Annotated in this window: 17 protein-coding genes; 8 read left to right on the top strand and 9 right to left on the bottom strand. The window is 65.2% G+C overall.

What is annotated here, in order from left to right; genetic code table 11:
- Positions 1-24 precede the first annotated feature (24 nt).
- From JOD47_RS12315 to JOD47_RS12295, 5 genes are all read right to left on the bottom strand, one after another.
- On the bottom strand, positions 25-2,424 hold the full coding sequence (locus JOD47_RS12315; RefSeq protein WP_204534653.1) for a glycosyl hydrolase family 95 catalytic domain-containing protein: 2,400 nt from the start codon (positions 2,422-2,424) through the stop codon (positions 25-27).
- A 5-nt stretch (positions 2,425-2,429) separates the two neighbouring features.
- A complete protein-coding gene (locus JOD47_RS12310) occupies positions 2,430-4,448 on the bottom strand; it encodes a beta-galactosidase (RefSeq protein ID WP_204534651.1) in 2,019 nt (672 codons plus the stop codon).
- 231 nt (positions 4,449-4,679) lie between these two features.
- On the bottom strand, positions 4,680-5,687 hold the full coding sequence (locus JOD47_RS12305; RefSeq protein WP_204534649.1) for a threonine ammonia-lyase: 1,008 nt from the start codon (positions 5,685-5,687) through the stop codon (positions 4,680-4,682).
- A 44-nt stretch (positions 5,688-5,731) separates the two neighbouring features.
- The gene (locus JOD47_RS12300) at positions 5,732-6,580 is read right to left on the bottom strand and encodes an AEC family transporter (protein ID WP_204534647.1); all 849 of its coding nucleotides are present in this window, start codon (positions 6,578-6,580) and stop codon (positions 5,732-5,734) included.
- A gap of 162 nt (positions 6,581-6,742) precedes the next feature.
- Positions 6,743-7,195 carry a DoxX family protein gene (locus JOD47_RS12295; RefSeq protein WP_204534645.1) on the bottom strand — a complete coding sequence of 151 codons (453 nt, stop codon included), beginning with the start codon at positions 7,193-7,195 and terminating at the stop codon, positions 6,743-6,745.
- A gap of 121 nt (positions 7,196-7,316) precedes the next feature.
- Between JOD47_RS12295 and JOD47_RS12290 the strand changes: the two genes are divergently transcribed.
- A complete protein-coding gene (locus JOD47_RS12290; RefSeq protein ID WP_204534643.1) occupies positions 7,317-8,465 on the top strand; it encodes a hypothetical protein in 1,149 nt (382 codons plus the stop codon).
- 107 nt (positions 8,466-8,572) lie between these two features.
- Here JOD47_RS12290 and JOD47_RS12285 read toward each other — a convergent pair whose 3' ends face one another.
- Positions 8,573-10,090, bottom strand: a complete 1,518-nt coding sequence (locus JOD47_RS12285) for a GntP family permease (RefSeq protein WP_204534642.1) — start codon at positions 10,088-10,090, stop codon at positions 8,573-8,575.
- 202 nt (positions 10,091-10,292) lie between these two features.
- On the opposite strand from JOD47_RS12285, the gene JOD47_RS12280 reads away from it, so the two are divergent.
- Positions 10,293-11,015: a FadR/GntR family transcriptional regulator gene (locus JOD47_RS12280; RefSeq protein ID WP_204534640.1), complete on the top strand. Its 723-nt coding sequence runs from the start codon at positions 10,293-10,295 to the stop codon at positions 11,013-11,015.
- Complete coding sequence (locus JOD47_RS12275; RefSeq protein ID WP_204534638.1) at positions 11,012-11,788, top strand: SDR family NAD(P)-dependent oxidoreductase; 777 nt, start codon at positions 11,012-11,014, stop codon at positions 11,786-11,788. The genes JOD47_RS12280 and JOD47_RS12275 overlap by 4 nt, the downstream gene beginning before the upstream one ends.
- Positions 11,789-11,945: 157 nt before the next feature.
- Here JOD47_RS12275 and JOD47_RS12270 read toward each other — a convergent pair whose 3' ends face one another.
- Positions 11,946-12,425: a MarR family winged helix-turn-helix transcriptional regulator gene (locus JOD47_RS12270; protein WP_204534636.1), complete on the bottom strand. Its 480-nt coding sequence runs from the start codon at positions 12,423-12,425 to the stop codon at positions 11,946-11,948.
- Positions 12,426-12,515: 90 nt separating this feature from the next.
- Between JOD47_RS12270 and JOD47_RS12265 the strand changes: the two genes are divergently transcribed.
- Both JOD47_RS12265 and JOD47_RS12260 read left to right on the top strand, forming a co-directional pair.
- Positions 12,516-13,091 (top strand): NADPH-dependent F420 reductase, encoded by a 576-nt coding sequence (locus tag JOD47_RS12265; RefSeq protein ID WP_204534634.1) that lies wholly within the window; start codon positions 12,516-12,518, stop codon positions 13,089-13,091.
- Positions 13,092-13,183: 92 nt separating this feature from the next.
- A complete protein-coding gene (locus JOD47_RS12260) occupies positions 13,184-13,618 on the top strand; it encodes a DoxX family protein (protein WP_204534632.1) in 435 nt (144 codons plus the stop codon).
- An 88-nt stretch (positions 13,619-13,706) separates the two neighbouring features.
- On the opposite strand, the gene JOD47_RS12255 is transcribed toward JOD47_RS12260, so the two are convergent.
- Positions 13,707-14,405: an LmeA family phospholipid-binding protein gene (locus JOD47_RS12255; RefSeq protein ID WP_204534630.1), complete on the bottom strand. Its 699-nt coding sequence runs from the start codon at positions 14,403-14,405 to the stop codon at positions 13,707-13,709.
- 47 nt (positions 14,406-14,452) lie between these two features.
- Complete coding sequence (locus tag JOD47_RS12250) at positions 14,453-14,821, bottom strand: serine/threonine protein phosphatase (RefSeq protein WP_204534629.1); 369 nt, start codon at positions 14,819-14,821, stop codon at positions 14,453-14,455.
- Between the two features lie 116 nt (positions 14,822-14,937).
- Between JOD47_RS12250 and JOD47_RS12245 the strand changes: the two genes are divergently transcribed.
- Genes JOD47_RS12245 through JOD47_RS12235 form a run of 3 tightly spaced genes read left to right on the top strand, consistent with a single transcriptional unit; the run spans position 14,938 to position 19,225 of the window.
- Positions 14,938-15,696, top strand: coding sequence for a LamB/YcsF family protein (locus JOD47_RS12245; protein ID WP_204534628.1), 759 nt, complete (start codon positions 14,938-14,940; stop codon positions 15,694-15,696).
- A gap of 23 nt (positions 15,697-15,719) precedes the next feature.
- Positions 15,720-17,489: a 5-oxoprolinase subunit B/C family protein gene (locus tag JOD47_RS12240; protein WP_204534627.1), complete on the top strand. Its 1,770-nt coding sequence runs from the start codon at positions 15,720-15,722 to the stop codon at positions 17,487-17,489.
- Positions 17,486-19,225, top strand: coding sequence for an acetyl/propionyl/methylcrotonyl-CoA carboxylase subunit alpha (locus tag JOD47_RS12235; protein ID WP_204534626.1), 1,740 nt, complete (start codon positions 17,486-17,488; stop codon positions 19,223-19,225). Before JOD47_RS12240 ends, JOD47_RS12235 begins: the two co-directional genes overlap by 4 nt.
- Positions 19,226-19,227 lie beyond the last annotated feature (2 nt).

The raw sequence follows: 19,227 nt of genomic DNA, 5'->3' as shown, positions 1-19,227 counted from the left end.
TGTCTCTTTCTTCGAGGTGTTGGGTCATGGCGTCAGCGATGCCTTTCCGTTGGTTGGAATGCTAGTCGTGTTGGGTGAATCGAGGTCAGTGAGCACAGTTCGGCGGCCGAACGTCAACGTCACGGGTTCGGTGCGGTCTCCGACTTCGATGAGGTACTCCCCCGCGGCTTCGGCTCGCCGCGGGGTCAGCGCGGCTTCGCGGATCACACCGTTCTCCCAGCTCAGGTCGACGGTGATCCCAGGCCTCGCGATCAGTCCGCGGACACTGCCGCTGACAAGCTCGGCCGGCAGAGCCGGGAGCAGGTTGATGATTCCTGCGTGGCTCTGCACGAGGACCTCGGCGAGCGCCGCAACGAAACCGAGATTGCCGTCAATCTGGAACGGCGGATGGGCGGCGAACAGGTTGGCGTAGAGGCCGCCGGCGTGTGGACCGTGTGCTTCGGTTGCCGGGCGGAACATCAGGCGGAGCAGGTCCGCCACCTTCTCACTCTGTCTCAAACGTGCCCGGAGACAGGTCTTCCAGATGAGGGACCAACCAGTGGAATCGTCGCCGCGGCGATCCAGCGAGAGGGTGAGCGCATCGGTGAGCTCCGGCGTCGGACCGTTTCCGGGGTAGGCGAAGAACAGGTGGGAGAGGTGCCGGTGCGTGGGTTCAATCTCGCCCTCCTGCGCGCCCCACTCAAGGATTCTGCCCTCCCCACCCACGGCCGGCGGTGCGATGCGCGGCAATGCCCCCTTCACTTCCGCCACGATCGGGTGGTGCGGCCGGCCAACCGCCGACGCCAGAGCCAGCACCGTGTAGAAGAGTTCGGTGATGAGCGTTCGGTCCATCGCGCTGGAGGTTGCAACGGCCGCCCTGCCCTGAGCGCTGAGATAGCAGTTTTCGGGTGAAGTGGACGGTCGGGTGTCCAGGTGGGCGCCGCCCTCGTCAATCAACCAGTCGCAGGCGAACTCGGCGGCACCGACCGCCAGGTTCCAGAGCCGCTCGAGATGCTCCAGGCTGGCGGACCCGAAACGGCGTTTCTCATCGAGGTGGCGGACCAGCCATGCACCGGCCATGGGCCACTGGGACCAGCTCGCGTGCCCGGTGGTCGGCGAGCTGAACGCCCAGGCATCGGAATTGTGGTGTGCCATCCAACCGCGCGCTCCGTACAAGGTTGCGGCGGTGTCCCGCCCTCGTTCGGCCAAGGCTTCGGTCAGGTCCAGGAGCGGCTCGTGGCACTCGGGCAGGGCCGCCGCTTCTGCACCCCAGTAGTTCATCTGGGCATTGATGTTGAGCGTGTAGTTGGAGGACCACGGTGGGCGCATCTCCTCGTTCCAGATCCCCTGCAGGGTGGCCGGAAGCGTACCCGGCCGCGACGATGCGATCAGCAGGTACCGTCCGTAATCGAAGAGCAGGGCTACCAGTGCAGGATCGGCAGTCAGCACGCCGGCGGGATGTGCGTTCGCCTCTTGCAGGCGCACATCGGTGGGAATATTGTCGCGCTGGAGCAGTGCGTCCGGGCCGGGATCGAGCGTGATTGATACCCGGTCGAACAGCTCCCGGTGAGCGCGTACGTGGTCGGCATGCAGCGCGTCCCAGCCCTTCTCGAGGGCCGCAAACGCACGACGGCGTGCCGCTTCTGCGCACGTCGTAGCCGAGCCTTCTGGCTCCCGGCCGAAGCCCGTGAAGGTTGTTTCGGTAGCGGCCACGAGGAGCAGCTCGGTGACGTCCGTGAATACTGTCGCTCCGTCGTCGTTATGGGCGGTAGAACCATCGTGGCGCGCCGCAAGGCACAGCGCTCCCTGCAGCGGGACGATCCCGTCGATCTCCTCCTGCAGTGCCGGTTCGTCCGGTTCGTGGCCGGGTGCCACATCAGCGGGCAGCTTCAGTTCCAGTACGACGCCGTTGCTCCGGTTGGTGCGGCCGGTTTCCTTGAGCGGGGTGGAGATGACGATGGTGACAGTCACGGGGCTCGTGGAGCGCAACCGGTGCACGAGTACGCCGTCCACCGGGCTGATGAAGGTGTCCTGGGTGATGCTGCCGCCGGCTCCGTCCGCGACGGTCCGGTGAGTGGCTTCAGCGAGGGACAGTCTGCGCTCCTGCAACCGCGCGCCGTCGTCCAACTGGAGGGTGATGTCAGCGAACGGCAGGTACGACTGGGAGTAGCCGGACTGCAACTGCTCGAGGGCTTGCTCAGCGTCAACCGGCCGCCCATCCGCAATGGCGGTCCGGGCGTCGGCGAGCGCGGTGGCGGCCGTCTCTGCGGAGATGCGGCCACGCCGGTGTTCGCTCGCAGGGCTGCCTGACCATGCGGTGCTGTCATTGATCTGCAGGCGCATGGTCGAATCGCCGGCAAGCACCATTGCGCCAAGCCGACCGCTGCCCAGGGGCAGGCCGTCCAACCAGGTCATGGCGGGGCTGGTGTAGAAGAGGCTGGCCACCGTGGTCAGCCCACTTCCCGCACGATCAGCGCGGCTCCCGGAGGAAGGGTGGTGGGCCCATCCACCGGAGCGTCGCTGAGGAGGTCGTGCCCGTGCACGTCAACCTCGACTGTCTCCGCTGAGTGGTTGAGGAGGAACAGGTAGCTGGAGTTGCCGGCGTGGCGGCGGACTGCCTCAATACCGTAACCGGCGGCCGGGTGATCAGGCTGGATGCCGGCGTCGTTCAGGATGCGGTGAAGGTGCTCGCGCAGCGCGTCTTCGCCCAGCCGCGTGGCGATGTAGTGCGCGGTGCCTGAACCATACGTGTGCTGCGTGACGGCGGGGCGTGCAGCCAGCGGGTACTCCGTGAAGTTCGCGATGCTGGTGGCGCCCGCGAGCTCGACGGCTTCCGCCCAACAGTCTGCGGTGGATCCGTCGCTGAGTTTCAGGGCCGTGGCGGCGAGCTGGGGGAAGTGCTCCTCAACGCGGATGCCGAGGAGGTCGGCAAACGCTCCCGAGAATCCGCCGGGCCGGACGTTGAGGTTCTCATCCGTGCTGCCCGAGAAGTACCAGATGGCGGTGTGTCCGCCGTCCGCGACGTAACGCCGGAGTGCTTCCGCTTCAGCGTCCGAGGCAGCCAGCTTGCTGGGCAACAGGACGAGTCCGTAGGCGCTGAGGTCCTGATCGAGCCGGACGAAATCAACGTTGATTCCGAGCAGCCAGAGCGCACGGTGAACCGACTTTACGGCGGGCAGGAAAGCGATATCAGTGGACGGCAGCGCGCTCGTGTCCGTCGACCACCACGCGGCGGAGTCCCAGACGATGGCCACCCTGTTTTGGTTCACGCGTCGGCCGGCAGCTGGCGGCTGTGCAAGTTCGTGAAGATTAGAGAGCGTCGTGCCGAGTTCGACGATTTCGCGGAACGTCCGGGAGTTCTCGCCAACGTGCGGAACCATGGGCGAGTGGAAGAACTCGGCTCCGGCACGCGGCGACCGCCACTGGAAGAACAGGGATCCGGTGGAGCCGCGTGCAAGGTATTGGAGGGTGCTGAACAGCAGCGTGCCCGGGTCCCGTGCGAGGATCCGCCCCTGCGCGTAGTTGTAGACCATGGTGGTGGCCTGTTCCATGAGCACCCACGGGCGACCGCCGTTGAAGGAGCGGGCGAGGTCGCTGCCGAAGGCAACCTGGACATTCCCCTCAATGCCCGGGGTGTCCGGATAGTGGTCAACGGAGACATCGTCGATCTCGGCTGCGAGGTCCCACTGGTCATAGTGGTTCCAACTGGGGAGCATGAAGTTGGTGGTGACGGGAACGTCGGGGCGGACGCCTCGGACTGACTCCACCTGGTCGCGCAGGCAATCCCTCAGCAGGTCGGCCGAGAAGCGCTTGAAGTCGAGCAGGTGGGAAGGATTGGGCAGGTATTGGGTGGCCCGGGGAGCGAAGATCTCTTCCCACTCGCCGTAGCCCTGTGACCAGAACGCGGTGTTCCAGGTGGTGTTCAGCTGCGTCAGGGTCCCGTACCTGGCGCGCAGCCACCCGCGGAAAGCCCTATCGGTTTCAGGCCCGTAGGAAACCGTTCCGTACTCATTGTGAAGGTGCCACATGGTCAGCGCCGGGTGGGAAGAGTACCGCTCTGCGAGGGCTGCCGTGACGCGCTTGGCTGCGGCGCGGTAGGCCGGAGCCGCGGGATTGTAGGTGTCCCGGCTTCCGTGGATCAGCCTCACTCCGTTCGCAGTGACCGGCAGGGCTTCCGGGTGTGCCAAGGAGAACCAGGGCGGCGGCGAGGCCGTGGGTGTGGCAAGGACAACGCCGATACCGTTTTCCGCCATCAGATTCATCACTTTGTCGAGCCAGCCGAACTCGTAGTGACCTTCCCGCGGTTCGATGGAAGACCACGAGAACACGCCGACGGTCACCCGGTTGACATGAGCTTCCCTCATCAGGCGAACATCTTCCTCCCACACCGATTCGGGCCACTGCTCAGGGTTGTAGTCGCCGCCGAAGACGAGCTCGTCGGCTTTCGGGAAGGGCGGGTCAATGGGCATGGAGACAGTCCTTGATCGGGGTGGAAACGGCATTGTCGAAGCGCTTCGACAACTCTAAGGTTCCCTTCCGTGACGCGCAACACCTTCTGGAAGGTTTTGCGATATCAGCCCAACCGATTCCGTGCAGGTTCGAAGAGGTCCTCCGGCGTGTTAGTCGAGACGCGCCGTACTTTAGGAGCGATCCGCAGCCAAACCTGCACGGAACCGTTGGGCTCCCGAAGACGAACGGCTCTAGCCCGTCTGCAGCAGCACCTTGGCCAGGAGGGCGGGATCCACTGATCCGCCGGAGACCACGGCAGCCGTTGTGCCGCCGTCGTTCTGGGCGTTTGCAGCTGGCACGAGGTCGTGCATCCAGGCAGCGGTGGCCACGGCACCGGACGGTTCAACCACGAGCCTGCCGGCGAGGGTGAGGTGGCGCATCGCGGCAAGGATCTGCTCTTCGGTGACGGTGATGACGTCGTCGACGTAGCGCTTCACGTGCTCCCACGGATGGACACCGAGCGCGGGAGTGCGGAGGCCGTCGGCAACGGTGCGGTACGTGAGTTCCTGTTCCCAGGTGATGCGGCGTCCTTCGCGGAAGCTTTGGGCGGCGTCGGCGGCGAGTTCCGGTTCCACTCCGATCACGCGGGTTCCGGGATTGATGGCCTTGACCGCCGTCGCAATGCCGGAGATGAGCCCGCCGCCGGAAATGGGGACCAGGACGGTGTCGACCTTGGGCAGCTGCTGCATGATTTCCAGGCCGACCGTTCCCTGCCCGGCGATGATGCGGGGGTCGTCGTAGGGCGGTACGTGGACGTAACCGTGTTCGGCGACGAGTTCGTGGGCGCGGACGTCGCGCAGCGCAGAGGGCACTATCTCCACCTCGGCACCGAGTGCGCGGACGGCCTCGATCTTGGGCAGCGGCGCGGCGTCCGGCATGACGATCACGGCGCGCAGGTTGAGCCGATGTGCCAGCCAGGCAACGGCGCGGGCGTGGTTGCCGGAGGATTGGGCGACGATGCCGTGTTCGCGGGCCTGATCCAGCACCTGGGCGATGGTGTTGTAGGCGCCGCGCAGCTTGAAGGCGCTGGTGGGCTGGAGGGACTCGGCTTTGCAGTGGAGCACCTCATCCGGGCGCTGCGGGTGCGGAAGTTGGATGATCGGTGTGCGTAGAACCAGGTCACTGATGCGTTCGGCAGCGGCTTCGATGTCGCTGAGGGTGACGAGCGTGGTCTCGGCGGCGGCTTCGCGGGTTTCCATGGAATGATCCTAGCCATTTCACCGGGCACCGTGCCTACCGGCAGCTACAGCAGCACCGTCAGTGCGATGAGGATCCAGGCCGGTAGCACCACGCCGGAGAGGACGGTCTGAGCGGCGGTGATCTGGGCCATGAGTGAGGCATCGCCGCCCAGGCGCCTGGCGAAGACGTAGGAACTCGTTGCCGTCGGCAGCGACTGGAATACCACGCAGACGACGGCGGCCGGTCCAGTGAATCCCAGCAGGATGCACAGCCCCAGGGTGGCTGCCGGCACCGGCACGAAGCGGAGCAGCAGAGCGGCCGTCACTGGCCGCAGGGATTCGCGGGTGAAAACGCGTCCGCGTAGCCCGGCCCCTACGCAGAAAAGGCCGATCGGAAGTGCCGCTCCCCCAAGCAGTCCAAGCACTGCAGCCACCAACTGCACGACGACGGCCGGCACCGGCGCGCTGAGAAAGTCGCCTACCCCCGGTGCGGATCCGATCAGGTTGGCGGCGAGTCCGGCGGCGCACGCGAGAATCAACGGGTTGCCGAACACCGCCAGGACCAGCGCGGAGCCGCGGAGTCTGTGATGTCCGTAGTGTGCGAGCGCGATGGTTGAGGCGAGGTTTCCGAACGGTATGAGGACCGCGTTGGCGAGTGCCGCGATGGCGATGCCGTTGGATCCAAAGAGGGCAGCGGCCGTCGTCACCCCGATATAGGTGTTGAAGCGGACGGTGCCCTGGAAGACCGAGGTGAAGGCCGGGCCGTCCCGGCCGGTGGCGGGGCGGCGGGCAGCATAGGCGAGCAGGGCCGAGAAGGTGGCGGACGCCGTCAGGACGAGCACCATGGGACCGGGTTCGATCGATGCGAAGTCAGCTCCGGCAAGGCCGGTTGCCAGCAGGGCCGGAAGCAGCACGAAGTAGACGAGCTTTTCCAGTCCGGACCAGAACTCCGGGCTGGGGATGAAGGAGTGTCGGAAGGTCGAGCCCAGGCCGATGAGAATGACGGCCCCGATGAGCGCGATGACTACGTCTATGTCGATGACGCCACGTCCGCTCGTGGTCTCATGCCGGTGCCCTTAGTGGCGTTGATGCTCACGTGAGGAGCGTAGCAATCGGCGGTGGCGCCATGCGCCGGTGGACCACAGCGCCCACAGAATGAGGACCGGTTGGAAGAAGAGGCGGATGAGCCGTGCCCGGTCGGTGTCCAGACCGAACGCGTCCACACCTTCAATGTATTGGGCGATGTTGCCAGGAAAGACTGCAACGAAGAAGGCAGCGACGATCCAGCCGACGAGGATCCTGTACCGCGGAAGGACAATCAGTGCAGCTCCGAGGAGTATCTCGACGATGCCGGACCCCACCACGACGACGTCGGTGGGCAGGGGAAACCAGGACGGCACCTGGGCGGCGAACTCGGAGCGGGCGACGGTGAGGTGGGCGGTGCCGGCAGCGAGAAGGAACGCGCCGAGCAGTATGCGCGCAATGGTCCTGGGGAGGGATGTGCGCAGTGGAGCTGGGGTTGCGGCCATTCGGTCCAGCGTAACGGGACCGGCACCGGGTTCTCCTCGATTAGGATGAGCGCAGCGCATTTGCGCGGCTGGTGGGGGTTGGGGTTCCTTCGCCATCCCCGGCACCCATGAAGGCCCGACGTTGCTGTACTTTCCTTCCACCAATTCGGCGGCGCATCGTCCTGCCGACCGTGATGTCACCCGGTTGCATTCCCTGCTTGACGACGACGTCTGGGCCTTTGCCAATTGCCGGGTGGAGGCGCCGGGGCTTCCTGTCGCCGAGATCGACTGGTTCTTCTACAACACCCGAACCGGCTGCCTGATGGTGAGCGAATGGAAGAAGTTCCCGAAGTCCGTGGCGGTAGCGGCGGACGTTGGGGAGCCGTGGGTACTCGCAGACGGCTCCGCCGTGCCCAATGCAATCGAACAGGTTACCAAACAACAACGGGCGCTCCGCAGGGCAATCGAGAGATCGATCCTTCCTCAGCACTTCCCTGCGCATAACCACGCCAAAATTGCTCAGTGCGTTTACTCGCCGCAGATAAGCGAAGCCACTGACATAGAGCGGCTGCAATTCGGTCGCGTTCACGGAGCGCTTTCTGCACTTGCCTCCGTTGTGCAGACTCTGCCGAGCCCTTCACCCCTGCTACTGAACGACGACGACGGCGCGCGGCTTTCCCTCGCACGGGCACTATGCGCGCTCTTCCGCTGCAGCATGTCGCCGGGGGTGGAGGCAAAGTTGCGCGCGGCTCCGGCGAAGGCAACCACCTCTCGCGCCGCCGTCGTAAAGCGGATCAGTGAAATCCACCGTGAGATGGCGAAGCTTCACCGCGAGTTGGCGGAACTTGCGATGGCTGGGCAGCCGGCCGAGCCCCGGCCGATCATGGTGAAGCCCGCGTTGATCAAGCCCGCTGCAACCAAACCTGCCGGCACTCCAGTTTCCGCCGGAGGAATGATTGCTGGGCCTGCAGCCGGGTTGAGCGATCAGGAGCGCATGAGAAAACATCTCTCTCACGCCTTCCATAACGTGAATGGCAGTGCTGATGCAGCGAGGGCTGCGCTGGGCAAGGCCTGGGTTGCGGTGCTTCGCGACCCCGCACTGAATGGGAAACAGGGCATCAGCCTTGCAGTTTTCGGTTCGGCAGCCGCTCCTATGGTCAAAGCGAAGCATGAGTCCGTGCGAAAGCTTGTGGGTATGCAACTGATCAAGTGGTGCCTCATCCAGGCTGAGCAGACGGGCTTGAAGGCGATCGCCGCGCCTGGTAACCCGTCAAACGTCCAACTCCGGTAGGAGGCCAGCACAACGACCGCCAGAGAAGGTCGCCCTCAAACAGAACCGCTCCCCGGAAACGATTCCCGGGGAGCGGTTCTGTGCTCTAGTCAGGCAGACTTACGCGGTCAGCCAAGGATGACGTTCGCGATGAACAGGAGCGGGATCGAGCCGGCCCACACCGCCGTCGTAATTCCCGACCAGCCCTTCAATGCTGCGGTGCCGTCCAGGCCTGCGAAGCGGGTGACCACCCAGAAATAGGAATCGTTGAAGTAGCTGAACACCATTGACCCGGCCGTGCAGGCAAGCGCGGCGACGACCGGATCGATGCCGAGCGAACTGACAAGTGGTGCCGTGACGGATGCCGCGGTGATCATGGCAACGGTGCCTGAGCCCTGCGCGATCCGCACGAGCGTCGCAATCAGGAACGGAACAAGGAAGGCGGGCAGAGGCGTCGCAGCAATCGCTTCGGCGAGGGCATCGCCGACTCCGGAGCTACGCAGGACCTGTCCGAGCGCACCACCGGCACCGGTGATGAGCAGGATGAGACCGGCTGACGCGGCAGCTTCTGCGAACCAGCCCTGCACCTTCGAGCGCGGAGTCCAGCGTGGCAGCAGAACATAGACAGCCAGGAGGACGCCGATGACGAGCGCCACTACCGGGTTACCGATGAATGCCAGCGGAACCACCCATGCGGAGGGCTCGTACTCATCGGTACCGACAACGCCTTGGTTATTCTGGTCGATCGCACCACTCACCGTGTTGAGAATGATGAGCACCAGCGGCACGAGCAGCGGGAGGGACGCCATGAACGCGCCGACTTTGTGAGGCTTGGCTCCTGCGGGAGGCGTACCGAGGGTGTTGTTGTCCACCTCGATAGAGGATCCCTGCAAGCTGTCCGAATCTTCCAGCGTGGGCATGGAGTCGTCAGAGTGACCGTCGGAATGGTCTGCAAGCGCAGTGCCGGTCCGGCCGCCCGATCGTGCCGCTGTGGATCCATAGACCATTTCACGGACGGTCTCATTCATCCCGGGTTCGATTTTGGGCCCAATCCACCTCGCGTAGAAAACCACGACAGGCAGCAGGATGACTGTGAAGACGAGGCCTGCGAGAATCAGGGCGCCAAGGTCAGCGCCAAGGATGCCCGCGACGGCGAGCGGCCCGGGGGTAGGCGGCACAAGGTGGTGGGTGAGGGTCATGCCGCAGCCCAACGCCAGTGCCAGTGTGATGTAACCGGCGCGCTTCACTCTGGCGATGGAGCGGGCCAGCGGATTCATGATTACGTAGCCGGAGTCGCAGAACACGGGAATGGAGACGAGCGCTCCGACGCTTCCCATTGCCCAGGGCTCGCGTCCCTTGCCGAACAGTTTCAGGAATGCAAGAGCCAGGGAGTTGGCGGCACCTGACACCTCAAGAATCTTTCCAATGCCCACGCCCAGACCGATCACGATTCCGATGGACGCAAGGGTGTTGCCGAATCCGGTGGTGATGGCCGAAACAATCTCCAGCGGCGCCTGCCCGGCCACAAGACCGGTCACCAGGGCGGCGATAAGCAGTGCCACGAACGCATCAAGGCGCGTTCTCAGCACAAGGATGATGATGGTCGCGATTCCAAGAACCAGCGCCAGAAGTAGTTGTATGTCCACTTGGTAAGTACTCCTCGTCAGCTAAGCAAGCCTCGTTGCCGTCTTAGGGTCTGCACGTGCCCGAAGTACATTGACGAGCGGTGTGCTGACTGTCACACTAGCACTGGACATATGACGTCTGACAAGTAGCCTGGGAGGAAATGTATCGTGCGGGTGTGCGTAGCAGTGTTGCTTCCCCGTGGACAGGCCAGGGGGTGGACGCGTGGCGCGCACTTCGCTGGCTGAGTCGGTCTTCGAGGAGATCCTTGAGCGCATCATCAGCGGTGCCTATCCACCCGGGGACTTCCTGCCGTCTGAGGCTGAACTCGCGGCATCCACCGACGTGAGCCGGTTGACGGTGCGGGAGGCACTGAAGAAACTCCAGGCCCAGAATGTGGTGCAGGTGCGGCGCGGACTCGGCACTTACGTCAACCCGAGTGCCCAGTGGACGGATCTTCAGGCCATCCTGCGCTCCGCAACCGCGGCGTCTGCTTCCCCCGACGTCTCACTCCGGCTTCTGGAAATTCGGGGCATGGTGGAGATCGGGGCCGCCGAGCTTGCTGCCCTGCACGCCACTGAAGAGGACCTGTCCCGCATGGATGCGGCAAACGCTGCACTGCAGGTTGCGCATGAGGCGGGCGACCTCGACGCCGTGACCACCGCAGATTTAGCTTTCCACGAAGCAGTCTTCCGGGCCTCGGCAAACCCCTTCATTCCGGTCATTCTTGGCCCCCTCGGCAAGCTGCTGTACAGCATGCGGCGAGAGACGTCGTCGTTTCTTGAAGTGCAGAAGCACGCCCTTGAGCACCACGCGCTGGTGCTTGACGCGATCCGGACCGGCGATGCCGACGTTGCGGGAAAAGCGATGCAGGCCCACATCAATCAGACCTATGACGACTACGAACACTTCATTCATCACAACGATCAGCATCAGGAGCAACGGTGACCGAATCAGCAGCATTCCCCTCAACCCGCACAGCGGTACTCACAGGCGCGGCTTCCGCGCGCGGAATCGGTCGTGCGACGGCCAACCGGCTGGCGGGCGAGGGCTGGAACATTGGGATCCTTGACATCGACGGAGCCGCTGCGGAAGAGGCAGCGGCGGATATCGCTCAGCGGCACGGCGTACAGGCAATCGGTGTTGCTACTGACGTTTCCGATGAGGCTTCCGTTGACGCAGCGATCAGCCGGATCGAAGCCGAGTTGCCGCCCATCGTGGCGCTGGCGAACCTTGCGGGGATCAGCTCCCCCACCGAGTTCATGCAGGAAACGAAGGAGGCCTGGGAGAGGGTCTTCGCGGTCAATATGACGGGCACGTTCCTCGTGACGCAGCGGGTGCTGCACGGGATGATTGAGCGGAAGCTCGGGCGTGTGGTGAGCATTTCGTCGATCTCCGCCCAGCGTGGAGGGGGCACCTATTCCAAGGTGGCCTACAGTGCGTCGAAGGCCGGGATCATCGGATTCACCCGCGCGCTTGCACGGGAAATGGGCGAGCACGGCATCACGGTCAATAGTATTGCGCCGGGACCGGTTGACACCGACATCATGGGCGGAACCCTGAGCGAAGATCGGAAGCGGGACATGTCGAAGGACATCCTGGTTGGCCGGGTGGGCACCGTGGATGAGATGGCTGCCCTCATCTCCTTCCTGGTGGGCCCTGATGCCGGCTTCATCACCGCCGCTACTTACGATATCAACGGCGGCCTGCAGGTTTCCTGACGCTCCAGCTTGGGTGCCCGCCTCATTGACGCTGGCTAGCTGACTTGCTCCGATAACGATTCAGCCATCGGATAGCGGCTTACCGCTATCCGATGGCTGGAACCCTATCCGAAAGCGAAAGTGCTATCAGCGCCGGCCGTTCGAGGGCGGCCAGAAACTACTTCCCCAACGAAGCGAACATCCGCCCCTCGGGATCGAGCGTCTTCAACAGCTGGGTGGTGATCTCCGACAGCTGCGCAACTTGCTCGGGCGTGAGCTGATCGAAAACCATCCCGCGCACGTACTCAACGTGGCCGGGAGCAGCGTCCACCAGCTTGTCCCACCCCGTTTCGGTCAGCGTCACGTTCTTGGCCCGTCGGTCTTCGCTGCACTCGCTCCGCTCCACAAACGCCTTCTTTTCCAGACCCGTCAACACCCTGGAAAGCCGCGGAAGCGTGGCATTGGTCTGAGACGCCAGCGCCGTAATACGCAACGTCCGCCCGGGCACCTCGGACAGTGACGCCAAAACAAAGTATTCGAAGTGCGTCAGATCCTCATCACGTGTCAGCTGCCCATCGAGCGCCGCCGGCAGCAACTCGAGCACAGCCGCCATGCGCTTCCATACGTCCTGTTCATCCTTGCTGAGCCATCGCGTCATACTTTCATTCTACGTAATGCTTGCATCTACAACTAATCGGTGCTAACTTATTAGTTGTACCCACAAGCAATTCTCTTCAAGGAGCTTCACATGACTTCGTTCACCATCTTCGGCAAGGGCAACATGGGCAGCGCCATCGCAAGCGTTGTCGCAGCAGGCGGCTCATCCGTCGAGCACATCGACTCATCCAGCACCGGCGCTACCGTCACCGGCGACGTCGTCGTTCTGGCAGTCCCCTACCCCGCCCTCAAGGACATCGTGGCGCAGTACGGTGACCAGCTGTCCGGCAAGATCGTCGTCGACATCACCAACCCGCTGAACTTCGAAACCTTCGATTCACTCGTGGTTGCTGCTGACAGCTCCGCCGCCGCTGAGCTTGCGTCCGCACTTCCATCCTCGAAGGTCGTCAAGGCCTTCAACACCAACTTCGCGGCGACCCTCGGTTCCAAGACCGTCGGTCAGAACCAGACCACCGTGCTCATCGCCGGGAACGACACCGACGCCAAGAACACCCTCGCCGACGCCGTCAAGGCCGGCGGAGTGGACGCCGTCGACGCCGGTTCCCTCACCCGCGCACGCGAGCTCGAAGCTATCGGATTCCTGCAGCTGACCCTCGCTGCCGGCGAGAAGATCCAGTGGACCAGCGGATTCGCTCTCGTTCGCTAGTCAGCCACAATCACCGGTACGACGCCGGTACTCACCCGCTGCGCACCGGCGTCGCTCGTTTTCCCCAGAACCAAACCCCGAAACGGACTTCTATGAACAACGCCACCCTGACCACCACTGCCCGTACCGTGCTTCGCGTCGTCGTCGGCTTCCTTTTCGCCGCACACGGCTGGCAGAAGTTCAACGAGTGGACCATTGCCGGCACCACCGCCGCCTTCGGTGACATGGGCATCCCCATGGCCGAGATCGCCGCCCCCGTGATTGCCACGCTCGAACTTGTTGGAGGAATCGCCCTGATCCTGGGCCTCCTCACCCGCCCCGTCGCGGTGCTGCTGGCCCTCGACATGCTGGGCGCACTGGTCCTGGTGCACATCTCCGCCGGAGTCTTCGTTGCGAACAACGGCTACGAGCTGGTGCTGCTGCTCGGTGCCGCCGCCCTGGCCCTCGCACTGGTTGGACCGGGCCGCGCCTCAGCTGACTACGCGCTGTTCGGCCGCCGGAACTCACGCGTGAGTGCGCTCGCGTAAGCACTCGAAACCTGAAAAAGGGGAGGAAGCCTGCACAGGCTTCCTCCCCTTTTTCGTGGCTGAACCGCTTCGCCACCCGGCGGTGGCATTACGAAGCCAATCGAACGTCTTCGCCCTGCAGATTGGCTCGGAAACCATCGTCCTGAACGGTGACGTCCTGCAGCTCAAGCCCCTCGGGCAGTCCTTCGATCTCGTGCTCGATGGTGACAAGGCTGCGCACGACGGCACCGATGGCGTCAGAGAAAAAGTCAGGGCCGCCGATGTCGATCGAGCGGGGCTCAACAACGAGACTGCCGCCCTCGACCTCGACCGTGCCGGTGGCTACGACCCGGAGTTCGCGTCCCAGTGCCTCGACCGTGCGAACGACGGCGGCCTGGCCGTCGTCGGCGGCGCGCACCACGGTCCCGCTTCCAAGTTCTTCGGCGACCACCTCGAACGGCACAGTGGCGTCTACCGAGAGCCGTGCCGCGACCAGCCCGTCCGGACCCGTGACCACGTCCTGCCCGACAGCCTGTATGTCGCGAAGCGTCGAGCCGGCGGTCACCACTGTTCCGGCGTCCAGCTCGAGGTCAGCGAGCCACGTCTCGTCGTCGCGCAGGCCGTCCGGTGGAGCTGCGTCCGGAGGCACGTCGTCGGGCGTACCCACGGTCGGTGGCCGCACGGACTCTGCCTCGGACCCATCCGCCGGGTCGCTCACTACCCACCAGAGGATCGCAATCGTGATGCCCAGGACGAGAATCATCCCAACGGCGCCAATCAGCCAGTCCTTCGCACGCGTCAACTCCATAGGAACAGTCTGGCGGTTCACAAAGCGGAATGAGTGAACTCTGCGAGTTAGGCGCTCTGGCTCAGTCGATCGGTTGGAAGAGGAAGTTCGATCACTGCCAGGAGGTCGACCGACTTGGCAATCGGTCCATCCACCGCTCTAGCAACCGAAATCTTGTCCCGCCGAACCTCCTGAATCAGCACCTTGACGCGCCGCCCATCAAGATCCAGCCACCAATCCTCGACGAACATTCGAAGACCGAGTTCGTCCAGGCGGTTCTCCGCATCCTCGAGTTCCGTCGCTTCGCCGACCGATCGATGCAGGAGGTCGAACGGCGCAAACAGTCCGTCATCGGTGAGGTGAATGTAGCCGACATGTTCGCCATCGGATGACCGCCGGTGGTCGAAGATGTTCTCGTCTGGAAGCGCACTGGTCATAGCGCCACTATATGGCGGCCCTTTAGTGGAGCCGACACCAAAGTGAGCAGATATTGTTGAACAATCTGTAAATCTCGTGCATGCTGGGTGAACCACAAAACGAGACGAGGATCACTATGGCTTTCATCGACCTCAACAGCGACGTCGGCGAGTCCTTCGGCAACTGGACCATGGGCGACGACGCCGCCATCTTCCGCTCCGTCTCCAGCGCCAACGTGGCGTGCGGCTTCCACGCAGGCGATCCCTCCACCATCGCGCAGACCTGCCGAGACGCCGTGGCCGCCGGCGTGACCATCGGAGCCCATGTGGGGTACCGCGATCTCGCCGGCTTCGGACGCCGATTCCTCGACTGCTCCCCCACAGAACTGGCCGACGACGTCCTCTACCAAATCGGCGCCCTCGACGCGATTGCCCGCGCAGCCGGCGGCACCATCCGCTACGTCAAGCCGCACGGCGCGCTCTACAACACGATCGTCACCCACGAGGTCCAGGCCAAGGCAGTGGTCGACGCCGTCAAAGCCTTCGGCGGCGACCTCCCGATGCTGCTCCTGCCGGGCTCGGTCGCGCTCAAGGAAGCCGAAGCCGCCGGACTCCGCGGCGTCTCCGAAGCCTTCGCCGACCGCGCCTACAACCCCGACGGCACGCTCGTCTCCCGCCGTGAACCGGATGCAGTTCTCCACGATGAAGAGGCCGTCGCCGCCAACATGGTCCGTCTCGCCACCGAAGGCACGATCATCGCCCGCGACGGCTCTGCCATCCGAACCAGCGCCGAAAGCATCTGCCTCCACGGCGACACGGATGGCGCAGTAGCGATGTCCGCCGCTGTCCGCCGCGAACTGGAGGCTGCCGGCGTCGGTATCCGGAGTTTCGTTTGAGTGCTGGTAGCCTCCGAAGCGGCATGCTTGCGGAGATTCATTGGGCCGGCCCGCGCGCCCTGCTCATCGAACTCGAATCGCTCGACGCCGTTCTGGCCCTCCATGCGCAGCTGGTCGACCATCCTCTGCCTGGCCAGGTCGACGTCCTCGCTGCAGCCCGCACGGTTCTCGCGGTCTTCGATTCGAGCCGGAACGCCCGCGCTGCCCGCACCGCCGTTGCAGCGCTGGACGTCGCACAGACACAGGACGCGCATGCCTCCGCTGAACCAGTCCGTATCGAAGTGGTGTACGACGGCGATGACCTCACCGAGGTGGGCCGCCTCACCGGCCTCGGCGCCGCCGGGGTCATCGAAGCCCACACCGGACAGCTCTGGACGGCAGCTTTCGGCGGCTTCGCGCCTGGGTTCGCCTATCTGGTGGGCGAGAACGAATCGCTCAACGTCCCCCGCCGCACCAGCCCCCGCACTGCCGTACCCGCCGGATCGGTGGGCCTGGCCGGCAACTTCTCCGCCGTCTACCCGCGCCGCTCCCCCGGCGGCTGGCAACTGATCGGCCGCACCTCCACCCGCATGTGGGACCTCGACCGCGACCAGCCCGCCCTCCTACGCCCGGGCACTACAGTCCAGTACGTCGCGGTGCGTGATGCGATCGAGCTTGCGGACACCGAGGCCACGAACGACGACGACGGCGCCACCCGGACCGCCGCAGCCGGCCCCTCGCTCGAGGTACTCATCCCCGGCCCGCAGTCGCTGATCCAGGACCTCGGCCGGCCCGGACTCGGCGACCTCGGCGTCTCCGCGTCCGGTGCTGCCGATACTGCGAGCGCCCGCCAGGCCAACCGTCTGGTCGGCAACAAGCCGGGCGACGCCGTCGTCGAATGCGTCCTCGGCGGCCTGGCGGTCCGCGCCCAGGGGGAACTGACCCTCGCCCTCGCCGGTGCACCGGTGCCCGCCCGCATCGAGAGGCAGCACGGCGACGGACAGCACGGCGACCGCACTGCGCCGATGTACACGCCCTTCGCCCTGCATGACGGCGAAAGCCTCCACCTCGACCTGCCCGATGCCGGACTCCGCACCTACCTCGGCGTCCGTGGCGGAATCGACGTCGCCCCGGTGCTCGGCAGCCGCTCGACTGACCTGATGTCCGGGATCGGCCCGGCGATCCTTGCTCAAGGCACAGTGTTGCCGGTTGGCGACGTCGAGCACGAGAATCCCCCCGTTGAGTTGGCAGGACACACCCCGAATGCTCAAGCATTCGGGGTGTGTCCTACCAACTCAACGCGACGGATTGTGGGCGCACCCGAGACGTCGACCCTGCCGCCGGACATCCTCGAGCGCCGGGAAACGGTCACGCTGCGCATCACCACCGGCCCCCGCCAGGACTGGTTCACGCCCGAATCGCAAGCGGCCCTCACCGAACACTCCTGGACCGTCACCGCGGAGTCCAACCGCATCGGCGTCCGCCTTGGACTTCCCATCGAGTGGGCGCCCACAACCGCCCAATCCCCCGAGAACCCGTCCTCAGCGCCCACTCGATCCGGTGAGACCGGCGGCGGTGAAACCGGCACTCAGCCTCTCGAACGCGCACGCACCGAGGAGCTCCCCAGCGAAGGTGTGGTGGCAGGATCACTGCAGGTGCCGCCGTCGGGCCTTCCCGTCCTTTTCCTCGCCGACCATCCGGTCACCGGCGGGTATCCGGTGATCGGCGTCGTCGCACCCGCTGATCTGCCCGCCGCCGCCCAACTGCCGCCGGGCACCACCGTGCGTTTCATCGAAATGGAGCCCCAGCCATGAAGAAGGTCCTGATCGCCAACCGCGGCGAGATCGCCGTCCGGATTGCCCGCGCGTGTGCCGATGCGGAGCTGGGTTCCGTTGCGGTGTACGCCGATCCCGATGCCGACGCCCTGCACGTCCGCCTCAGTGATGAGGCCTATGCGCTGGGCGGTTCGGCCAGCGCCGACACCTACCTGAACATCCCGAAACTCCTCGACGTCGCAGCCCGGGCCGGTGCCGACGCTGTCCACCCCGGCTATGGTTTCCTCTCGGAGAACGCGGACTTCGCGCAGGCAGTGCTCGACGCCGGACTGACGTGGGTCGGCCCCTCACCTGACGCGATCCGCAGTTTGGGGAACAAGGTCACCGCCCGCGAGATCGCGGTGAGGGCAGGCGCACCGCTGGTCCCCGGCTCCGACGGCCCGGTTGCCAACGCCGACGAGGTCCGCGCGTTCGCCGAGCAGCACGGCGTACCGGTGGCGATCAAGGCGGCGTTCGGCGGTGGCGGACGCGGACTCAAGATCGCCCACCGGCTCGAGGACATCGACGACGCCTTCGATTCAGCCGTCCGCGAGGCCACCGTCGCCTTCGGCCGCGGCGAGTGCTTCGTCGAGCGCTTCCTCGACAAGCCACGCCACGTCGAGGCGCAGGTGCTGGCGGATACGCACGGGAACGTCGTCGTTGTCGGTACGCGCGACTGTTCGCTGCAGCGGCGCAACCAGAAGCTCGTTGAGGAAGCGCCCGCGCCGTTCCTCACGGACGACCAGCGCAACCGTATCCACGAATCCGCCCGCGCCATCTGCCGCGAAGCCGGCTACACCGGTGCAGGGACAGTCGAGTACCTGGTGGCGCCCGACGGCGTAATCTCCTTCCTCGAAGTGAATACCCGCCTGCAGGTGGAGCACCCGGTGACCGAGGAGACCTCCGGCATCGACCTCGTACGCGAGCAGTTCCGCATCGCCGCAGGCTTGCCCGTGTCCATCACCCAGGACCCCGTTCCGCACGGCCACGCCATCGAATTCCGGCTCAACGCCGAGGACGCCGGCCGCGGGTTCCTGCCCTCCCCCGGACCGGTCGACGTCTTCGAGGCGCCCACCGGTGCCGGCATCCGCGTGGACACCGGCGTCCGGTCCGGCTCGACCGTCCCAGCCGAATACGACTCCCTCATGGCCAAGCTGATCGTCCACGGCGCCGACCGCGCACAGGCCCTGCGCCGCGCACGGACGGCCCTGGATGAGCTCCGCATCGAGGGCCTACCGACGGTGGTCCCGTTCCACCGCGCAGTCGTTCGCGACCCGGACTTCACCCAGCCGGACCGGCTCGGCGTGTACACCACGTGGATCGAGTCGGAGTTCACCGAGCGTCTCGCCGCGTCGCTCGACAGCGGGCTCACCGGTCCGGTCGCCCGCCGCGAAACGCTCACTGTGGAGATTGACGGCAAGGCCGTCCAGCTCGGTCTGCCGGCGCAGGTCTTCGCTGCGTTGATGACCGGAGGGAGCACCGCCGTCGTGCCTCCTTCCGCTGTGGAGGGGAAGACAGCGGACGACGGCGCCATCACGGCCCCGATGGGCGGCAACCTCGTGAAATGGCTGGCCGAGGACGGCGCCCAGGTGGGCGCGGACCAGCCCGTCGTGGTGGTGGAGGCAATGAAGATGGAGACCGTGGTGTCCGCATCGTCCGCCGGCACTTTCCGGCGCGGCGGGCAGGAGCCGGGTGCCGCCGTCGTACGCGGTGAGGTGTTGGGTACGGTTGAGTAGCC

Origin of the sequence: Arthrobacter tumbae, assembly GCF_016907495.1 — a bacterium.
In the GTDB taxonomy this organism is placed as follows: domain Bacteria; phylum Actinomycetota; class Actinomycetes; order Actinomycetales; family Micrococcaceae; genus Arthrobacter_D; species Arthrobacter_D tumbae.
This window is presented reverse-complemented; position numbering and strand designations above follow the sequence as displayed.